Origin of the sequence: Streptococcus sp. KHUD_014, from assembly GCF_051106275.1 — a bacterium.
GTDB lineage: Bacteria > Bacillota > Bacilli > Lactobacillales > Streptococcaceae > Streptococcus.
In genome coordinates this window covers 193,341-202,500 of the sequence record NZ_CP193666.1, presented here as the reverse complement: position 1 = coordinate 202,500, position 9,160 = coordinate 193,341, and the positions used below count along the sequence as shown (strand labels likewise).

Here is a 9,160-nt window from a genome sequence, read left to right as displayed (position 1 = left end):
TTCACACCTCACTGCTTAGACAGACACTTCCAATCGTCTGCTTTAGTTAGCCTACTGCGTCCCTCCATCACTACATACTCTAGTACAGGAATATCAACCTGTTGTCCATCGGATACACCTTTCGGTCTCTCCTTAGGTCCCGACTAACCCAGGGCGGACGAGCCTTCCCCTGGAAACCTTAGTCTTACGGTGGACAGGATTCTCACCTGTCTTTCGCTACTCATACCGGCATTCTCACTTCTATGCGTTCCAGCACTCCTCACGGTACACCTTCTTCACACATAGAACGCTCTCCTACCATACCTATAAAGGTATCCACAGCTTCGGTAAATTGTTTTAGCCCCGGTACATTTTCGGCGCAGGGTCACTCGACTAGTGAGCTATTACGCACTCTTTGAATGAATAGCTGCTTCTAAGCTAACATCCTAGTTGTCTGTGCAACCCCACATCCTTTTCCACTTAACAATTATTTTGGGACCTTAGCTGGTGGTCTGGGCTGTTTCCCTTTCGACTACGGATCTTAGCACTCGCAGTCTGACTGCCGACCATAATTCTTTGGCATTCGGAGTTTATCTGAGATTGGTAATCCGGGATGGACCCCTCACCCAAACAGTGCTCTACCTCCAAGAATCTCTAATGTCGACGCTAGCCCTAAAGCTATTTCGGAGAGAACCAGCTATCTCCAAGTTCGTTTGGAATTTCTCCGCTACCCACAAGTCATCCAAGCACTTTTCAACGTGCCCTGGTTCGGTCCTCCAGTGCGTCTTACCGCACCTTCAACCTGCTCATGGGTAGGTCACATGGTTTCGGGTCTACGACATAATACTAAAGCGCCCTATTCAGACTCGGTTTCCCTACGGCTCCGTCTCTTCAACTTAACCTCGCATCATATCGTAACTCGCCGGTTCATTCTACAAAAGGCACGCTCTCACCCATTAACGGGCTCGAACTTGTTGTAGGCACACGGTTTCAGGTTCTATTTCACTCCCCTCCCGGGGTGCTTTTCACCTTTCCCTCACGGTACTGGTTCACTATCGGTCACTAGGGAGTATTTAGGGTTGGGAGATGGTCCTCCCAGATTCCGACGGGATTTCGCGTGTCCCGCCGTACTCAGGATACTGCTAGGTACAAAGACTATTTTAAATACGAGGCTATCACTCTCTTTGGCTGATCTTCCCAAATCATTCTTCTATAGTCTTTGAGTCCACATTGCAGTCCTACAACCCCGAAGAGTAAACTCTTCGGTTTGCCCTCCTGCCGTTTCGCTCGCCGCTACTAAGGCAATCGCTTTTGCTTTCTCTTCCTGCAGCTACTTAGATGTTTCAGTTCACTGCGTCTTCCTCCTCATATCCTTAACAGATATGGGTAACAGGCATTACCTGTTGGGTTCCCCCATTCGGAAATCCCTGGATCATCGCTTACTTACAGCTACCCAAGGCATATCGTCGTTTGTCACGTCCTTCTTCGGCTCCTAGTGCCAAGGCATCCACCGTGCGCCCTTATTAACTTAACCTTATTTTTCTGACCTTTCAGTCATAAACTCTTTATTAATACTACAGCGTTTTCGGTTTATTTTCTTGTTACTATTTGATATAGATATTCAATTTTCAATGTGCATTACTTGGTGATCTCTCACCAATGGAGCCTAGCGGGATCGAACCGCTGACCTCCTGCGTGCAAAGCAGGCGCTCTCCCAGCTGAGCTAAGGCCCCACAAGACCTCTCAAGACTAAACAAGACCAATGTGCATTCCTTATCCTTAGAAAGGAGGTGATCCAGCCGCACCTTCCGATACGGCTACCTTGTTACGACTTCACCCCAATCATCTATCCCACCTTAGGCGGCTGGCTCCTAAAAGGTTACCTCACCGACTTCGGGTGTTACAAACTCTCGTGGTGTGACGGGCGGTGTGTACAAGGCCCGGGAACGTATTCACCGCGGCGTGCTGATCCGCGATTACTAGCGATTCCGACTTCATGTAGGCGAGTTGCAGCCTACAATCCGAACTGAGACTGGCTTTAAGAGATTAGCTTGCCGTCACCGACTTGCGACTCGTTGTACCAGCCATTGTAGCACGTGTGTAGCCCAGGTCATAAGGGGCATGATGATTTGACGTCATCCCCACCTTCCTCCGGTTTATTACCGGCAGTCTCGCTAGAGTGCCCAACTAAATGATGGCAACTAACAATAGGGGTTGCGCTCGTTGCGGGACTTAACCCAACATCTCACGACACGAGCTGACGACAACCATGCACCACCTGTCACCTCTGTCCCGAAGGAAATCTCTATCTCTAGAGAGGTCAGAGGGATGTCAAGACCTGGTAAGGTTCTTCGCGTTGCTTCGAATTAAACCACATGCTCCACCGCTTGTGCGGGCCCCCGTCAATTCCTTTGAGTTTCAACCTTGCGGTCGTACTCCCCAGGCGGAGTGCTTAATGCGTTAGCTACGGCACTAAACCCCGGAAAGGGTCTAACACCTAGCACTCATCGTTTACGGCGTGGACTACCAGGGTATCTAATCCTGTTTGCTCCCCACGCTTTCGAGCCTCAGCGTCAGTTACAAGCCAGAGAGCCGCTTTCGCCACCGGTGTTCCTCCATATATCTACGCATTTCACCGCTACACATGGAATTCCACTCTCCCCTCTTGCACTCAAGTTAAACAGTTTCCAAAGCGTACTATGGTTAAGCCACAGCCTTTAACTTCAGACTTATCTAACCGCCTGCGCTCGCTTTACGCCCAATAAATCCGGACAACGCTCGGGACCTACGTATTACCGCGGCTGCTGGCACGTAGTTAGCCGTCCCTTTCTGGTAAGATACCGTCACAGTGTGAACTTTCCACTCTCACACTCGTTCTTCTCTTACAACAGAGCTTTACGATCCGAAAACCTTCTTCACTCACGCGGCGTTGCTCGGTCAGACTTCCGTCCATTGCCGAAGATTCCCTACTGCTGCCTCCCGTAGGAGTCTGGGCCGTGTCTCAGTCCCAGTGTGGCCGATCACCCTCTCAGGTCGGCTATGTATCGTCGCCTTGGTGAGCCGTTACCCCACCAACTAGCTAATACAACGCAGGTCCATCTGGTAGTGATGCAATTGCACCTTTCAAGCAGATATCATGCAATATCTACTGTTATGCGGTATTAGCTATCGTTTCCAATAGTTATCCCCCGCTACCAGGCAGGTTACCTACGCGTTACTCACCCGTTCGCAACTCATCCGGAGAAGCAAGCTCCTCCTTCAGCGTTCTACTTGCATGTATTAGGCACGCCGCCAGCGTTCGTCCTGAGCCAGGATCAAACTCTCATTAAAAGTTTGAGTTCTCACTCATTTCTGTCACTGACAGATTTATTGTTTTTTTCATTGTTCAGTACTACAACCTTAGTTGTAGTGCCCTGCACATTGGTTCGTCTTGTTCAGTTTTCAAAGGTCTTTGTCACTCAATCTCTCTCAAGTGACAACTATATTAGTATATCACAGTCGCTTTCGCTTGTCAACACTTTTTTGAAATTTTTTTAATCTTTTTCATCAAGTGCTTCCATCCGCAACATACCATAGTCCGTACGGGATTCGAACCCGTGTTACCGCCGTGAAAAGGCGGTGTCTTAACCCCTTGACCAACGGACCGGAGTTGTTATTTTCAACTCTTACTATTATACCGACTTTTTCTTACTTGTCAACACCCTTTTTTAACTTTTTTTCAATTCTACTGAATTACTTCCTTTAACTCTTTCAACATGGCTTTGCGACCTTTGAAGCGTTCATCTGCCCGGAGACGTTCGTAGGCTTCTTGCTTATCTTGGGGCAACTTTCTTCTATAATTATCCAACAATTCATGAAGAGCATAATAATCATCCAGCCATAGACCTCCTTCTGGTAGTCGATGGCTAATCTCTCCTACTTCTTCATAAGCCATTCGATCTAGACGTCGCTTTTGGCTCTCTTGTTTTCTTACAGTATCAAGGATTCGGTTGCGGAATTTTGTTTTGAAGTAGACGTAGAGTTTCTTTTCTTCTTCCACTAATTCTGGATGGGCCTCGAGAAGTTCATAGAGACAGAACAGTCCTTCTTGATCCCAGTCCTCTTTTTCCCACAGGTGGAGATAATAATCTTTTCGGCATTTATGGACAATCCCTTTTACCTTTTCGTAGTATTTCTCAAGCATTTGCTTTTCCCCCTTTCTCTGCTTGTAGTATAGCAGAGAAAGGAGGAAAGAAGGGCCCTAGTTTCTATCTTGTCTCTTTTTAACTCTCTGATGTTATGGAAATCGTGAATGTTGACAAGTTAGGTGAATCTCTTTGTAAATTCAAATGGAGATTTTCGTAAAGTTATTTATATAATAAACAACATCTCAAAGATAAAGCAAAAAGCCCACTGTTGTAGGCTTTCTGTATCATATATCTTAAAATTAAAGCATCTTGTTGTAGAATTCAACGACAAGGGCTTCGTTGATTTCTGGGTTGATTTCATCACGTTCTGGCAAACGAGTCAATGAACCTTCCAATTTTTCAGCGTCGAATGATACGAATACTGGACGTCCAAGAGTAGCTTCTACTGCTTCAAGGATTGCTGGAACTTTCAATGATTTTTCACGAACTGAGATCACTTGACCTGGAGTTACGCGGTATGATGGGATATCAACGCGTTTTCCGTCAACAAGAATGTGACCGTGGTTTACGAATTGACGTGCTTGACGACGTGTAGTTGCAAGGCCAAGACGGTAAACAACGTTATCCAAACGACGTTCCAAAAGGAGCATGAAGTTGAAACCAAGGATTCCTTCTTTAATCTTAGTAGCTTGTACGAACAAGTTACGGAATTGTTTTTCACCTACACCGTAAGTGAAACGAAGTTTTTGTTTTTCAGCCAATTGCAAACCGTATTCTGACAATTTAGAACGGTTGTTTGGTCCGTGTTGTCCTGGTACGTAGTTACGACGTGCCAATTCTTTACCTGTACCTGTAAGTGAAAGGCCAAGGCGACGAGCTTGTTTCCAAGATGGTCCTGTATAACGTGACATGTATATGTCCTCCTGATATAAATAATATTTCGGTGGAAATAGTCACTTAGAAAGCCCTGATTCGTGCAGATGCCCTTCGCCTAAACAGCCAAGGTTACTTATCAGAAGACATCTGTTGACGAGCTTCATGCTTTCCTGCTGATATTTCACACAAAGGATATTGTACCATGAATGGTTAGATTTGTAAAGGGGGTTTACGGCTTTATTTCAAATTGAGGCTGAATGTAAACTTGCTTCCTAAGCCATATTGACTTTCTGCTGTGATTTCGCCACCAAGCTGATGGGCTAGTTCTCGTGCAATCGCAAGTCCTAATCCATGACCACCTGTCTTCATATTACGCGACGTTTCTACACGATAAAGTCGGTTAAAAATTTTTTCCAAATCTTCAGGAAGAATACCTTGACCCTCGTCTTTCACACTGATTATCAGCTCTTCTTCTGTTAATTGAGCAAGTACTTCAATCCTAGTTCCAGGTTCTGAATATTTAAATGCATTGTTTAACAAATTGACTAGAATACGAGAGAGTTTGTCATAATAACTCTTGATTTTCGCAGACTCTGGCTTTACTTGAATGTAGACATCTCGCTCCTCTTGTTCAATCTGAAGTTGAAATTCACTCATCGACTCAATCAACAGCTGATCTAAAAAGACCTCTTCTACTTCTTCATCAGCAGTATCTTGAGGTTGTGTGTTAAGAGTCAAAACATCCAATTCCTCTACTAGCTTGTTTAGACGCTCAGTTTGCCGACCAATCGTGGTTAAGTAATGGAGTCGTTCCTCTTCCTTGATTACTCCATCTAGAATTCCTTCCACAGTAACCTGAATGGAGGTAATGGGAGTTTTAATATCGTGAGAGAGCTGAGCAATCATCATTCTCTTTTCTTGCTCACTCTCATCAAGTGATTGAAAGGTAATCTGCAAATTGCGGGACATGTCATTAAAAGCCTGCCCCAGCTCTTGAAATTCTAATGGGCCTTTGGTTTCGATTTCTGTACTAAAATTCTTGCTAGCTATATCTTGGGCTTGTTTTTTCAAATGTTTCAGAGAAGAAAAAACAGGTGACAAAAGAAAGATGCTTACTGTAGCGCCAATGAAACTAGCAATCAAGGTCATTCCAACTATAAAGTAAACTTCACTTTTCTCGATCAACATTCGTTGGACTGCCCAGAAAACGACCAAAATCGTTAGTAGAGTCGACACTAGATACCCCACTAAAATATAGTTTTTTAATTTCATTTTCTACCTCTTGATTTTTCCATCTTATAGCCCAAACCCCAGACAGTTTTGATAGCAGGAGCATTTGAATTTGTATACTTGGTCAACTCTTGCCTCAAAGCATGGATATGAACATTGAGTGTATTGGTATCATCCACATAGTCCTCTTGCCATACCTTCTCGTAAAGTTCCGTCTTTGAAAAGACTCTCTCAGGATTGCTGGCTAATACCCATAGAAGTTCAAAGGATTTTACTGTCAATTCCAAAGGTTGCTCCCCAATGCGAACCTCATGAGTTACATGGTTGATCACTAAGTCACCAAACTCGATCTGTTCTGTCTCTCCTCCACGGCTAAGGCGACGCAAGATATTATTCACTCTTAAAACCAATTCGCGTGGGCTAAAGGGTTTGACTATAAAATCATCTGCCCCCAAACTTAATCCATAAATCTTATCCTGTTCGCTTGTCTTAGCAGTTGTAAAGAGGAAGGGTTGATCCGGAGCGATATACTGAACTTCACTGATAAAATCATAACCGTCCATATTGGGCATCATGATATCTGTGATAATGAGGTCGATAGATTTTTTTCTGAAAAGCTCTAAGCCCTCCTTACCATCATGGGCGACCAAAACATCGTAACCTGCCTGTATAAGATAACGGTTTTGAATATCTAGAATATCTATCTCATCATCAACCAGCAAAATTGTCTTTTTCATCTGACACTCCTTCGATAAAAACAGTGTTATACTTGCTTTAGTATAACACTATTTTCCCTAATGTTTAAGTGATTTGAATCTTAATCTTCTCGTTTGGTTGTCAAACCCAAAAGTCCAACAAGACCTGCCAAGGCTAGACCAAAGATACCAAGGCCAGCTGTAGCCGTTTTAGCTTCCCCAGTATTTGGTAGCATCGCTTTATCATCTTTTTTCATCATATTAGCCATTGGGCTAGAAACTGGTTGATCTACTTTCATATCTGACATATGGTGATTTGTACCCATCATACCCTCAGTCGTACCTGTAAAGCCCGTTTCAGAAGGCTTCGTATTCATCTGACCTTGTTGAGATGGTATTGTCGCCATTTCTTTTCCACGAAGCTGAATCGTTACTTGACGAGTAACAATCAGATTGGTCAAATCAGGTTTGCCGTCTTTAGCGCCATAGACTTTAACAGTAGCTAGATACGTATGGGTTCCGTTAGCTCGAAGTTGCTCAAGCAAGGCCTGACCATCTTTGCCAACCGTATTGCCATTCAAATCCACTTCGTAGAAATATTGGCCTTTAGCCAAGCCTTCAAGTGGCAATAGAGCAGGATTTTTAGCTGTTCCGTTGTCTGACCATGGGGCTTTGTCTGAGGCTTTTAACAAGAGGCGAGTCAACATACCATCTCCACCAAAAGCTTCGTATGGAATAACTTGGTTGACACCGGCCAAGAAAGGTCCAGGAACCTTAGCCTTATCAAGGTAGCTGGCTGGAACATCAATCATGTCTTTGACATTGTTAACAACAGACTCTTTAACCTGAGTCGGTGTGGTCAAACCATTCAAGTTAACAGTCAAATCTTTAGTCGCTACCAGATTGGTTAAGTCAGGCTTACCGTCTTTTGCGCCGTACACCTTGATAGTAACTTTATAACTTTGAGTGCCCTTTTGTTTCAAGAAGTCAAGAAGCTCTTTATCTGATTTTCCTTGAGTACCTGCCAAATCCACTTCATAGAAGTAAAGGCCTTTGCCTAATTTTTCTACCGGTGGAAGAGCAGGATTTTTAGCCGTTCCATTATCTGACCATGGAGCCTTGTCAGAAGCTTTCAAGATAAGGCGAGTCAACATACCATCACCAGCGAAGAATTCATATGGGATGACTTGGTTGACACCAGCTGTGAATGGGCCTGGGAAATTGGCTTTGTCAAGGTAGCTAGCTGGGACATCTACTGTATCTTTGGTGTTGTCGGCCACACCCTTTTGGACTTCAGCTGGAGTGGTCAAGCCATTCAAATTGACATCCAAATCCTTAGTCGCTACTAGGTTAGTCAAATCGGCCTTGCCATCTTTTGCACCGTACACTTTAATAGTAGCTTTATAACTTTGAGTGCCGTTTTGTTTCAAGAAATCAAGAAGCTCTTTATCTGATTTTCCTTGAGTGCCGGCCAAATCCACTTCATAGAAGTAGAGACCTTTGCCCAATTTTTCTACTGGTGGAAGGGCGGGATTTTTGGCTGAGCCATTGTCTGACCATGGGGCTTTATCAGAAGCTTTCAAGATGAGGCGGGTCAACATACCATCACCAGCGAAGAATTCATATGGGATGACTTGGTTGACACCAGCTGTGAATGGGCCTGGGAAGTTGGCTTTATCTAGGTAAGTGGCTGGGACGTCTACTGTGTCTTTAGTATTGTCGGCTACACCTTTTTGCACTTCAGCTGGGGTAGTCAAGCCGTTCAAATTGACATCCAAATCCTTAGTCGCTACTAGGTTAGTCAAATCGGCCTTGCCATCTTTTGCACCGTACACTTTAATAGTAGCTTTATAACTTTGAGTGCCGTTTTGTTTCAAGAAATCAAGAAGCTCTTTATCTGATTTTCCTTGAGTGCCGGCCAAATCCACTTCATAGAAGTAGAGACCTTTGCCCAATTTTTCTACTGGTGGAAGGGCGGGATTTTTGGCTGAGCCATTGTCTGACCATGGGGCTTTATCAGAAGCTTTCAAGATGAGGCGGGTCAACATACCATCACCAGCGAAGAATTCATATGGGATGACTTGGTTGACACCAGCTGTGAATGGGCCTGGGAAGTTGGCTTTATCTAGGTAAGTGGCTGGGACGTCTACTGTGTCTTTAGTATTGTCGGCTACACCTTTTTGCACTTCAGCTGGGGTAGTCAAGCCGTTCAAATTGACATCCAAATCTTTAGTCGCTACAAGATTGCTCAAA

5 protein-coding genes, 2 tRNA genes and 2 rRNA genes (1 of these 9 running past the window's edge) are annotated in these 9,160 nt (G+C 44.4%); all 9 read right to left on the bottom strand.

Features of this window, described 5'->3' with window-relative positions:
• Positions 1 to 1,513, bottom strand: a 23S ribosomal RNA gene (locus ACORHT_RS01075) (it extends 1,388 nt beyond the left edge of the window).
• A 126-nt stretch (positions 1,514 to 1,639) separates the two neighbouring features.
• Positions 1,640 to 1,712, bottom strand: a tRNA-Ala gene (locus ACORHT_RS01070).
• A gap of 50 nt (positions 1,713 to 1,762) precedes the next feature.
• Positions 1,763 to 3,309, bottom strand: a 16S ribosomal RNA gene (locus tag ACORHT_RS01065).
• Together the 16S and 23S rRNA genes with 2 tRNA genes alongside form the textbook arrangement of a ribosomal RNA operon.
• 243 nt (positions 3,310 to 3,552) lie before the next feature.
• A tRNA-Glu gene (locus tag ACORHT_RS01060) sits at positions 3,553 to 3,624 on the bottom strand.
• Positions 3,625 to 3,703: 79 nt separating this feature from the next.
• On the bottom strand, positions 3,704 to 4,162 hold the full coding sequence (locus tag ACORHT_RS01055; protein WP_434350316.1) for a sigma-70 family RNA polymerase sigma factor: 459 nt from the start codon (positions 4,160 to 4,162) through the stop codon (positions 3,704 to 3,706).
• A 243-nt stretch (positions 4,163 to 4,405) separates the two neighbouring features.
• Complete coding sequence (rpsD, locus tag ACORHT_RS01050) at positions 4,406 to 5,017, bottom strand: 30S ribosomal protein S4 (RefSeq protein ID WP_434350315.1); 612 nt, start codon at positions 5,015 to 5,017, stop codon at positions 4,406 to 4,408.
• A 202-nt stretch (positions 5,018 to 5,219) separates the two neighbouring features.
• Complete coding sequence (locus tag ACORHT_RS01045; RefSeq protein ID WP_434350314.1) at positions 5,220 to 6,254, bottom strand: sensor histidine kinase; 1,035 nt, start codon at positions 6,252 to 6,254, stop codon at positions 5,220 to 5,222.
• On the bottom strand, positions 6,251 to 6,949 hold the full coding sequence (locus ACORHT_RS01040; protein ID WP_434350313.1) for a response regulator transcription factor: 699 nt from the start codon (positions 6,947 to 6,949) through the stop codon (positions 6,251 to 6,253). The genes ACORHT_RS01045 and ACORHT_RS01040 overlap by 4 nt, the downstream gene beginning before the upstream one ends.
• An 80-nt stretch (positions 6,950 to 7,029) precedes the next feature.
• Complete coding sequence (locus tag ACORHT_RS01035; RefSeq protein ID WP_434350814.1) at positions 7,030 to 9,159, bottom strand: SSURE domain-containing protein; 2,130 nt, start codon at positions 9,157 to 9,159, stop codon at positions 7,030 to 7,032.
• Position 9,160: the final 1 nt, after the last annotated feature.

Bases quoted from the DNA above. Each gene is read 5' to 3' on its own strand.
- ACORHT_RS01055 (WP_434350316.1), bottom strand. From the start codon at position 4,162: ATGCTTGAGAAATACTACGAAAAGGTAAAAGGGATTGTCCATAAATGC.
- ACORHT_RS01045 (WP_434350314.1), bottom strand. From the start codon at position 6,254: ATGAAATTAAAAAACTATATTTTAGTGGGGTATCTAGTGTCGACTCTA.
- rpsD (WP_434350315.1), bottom strand. From the start codon at position 5,017: ATGTCACGTTATACAGGACCATCTTGGAAACAAGCTCGTCGCCTTGGC.
- ACORHT_RS01040 (WP_434350313.1), bottom strand. From the start codon at position 6,949: ATGAAAAAGACAATTTTGCTGGTTGATGATGAGATAGATATTCTAGAT.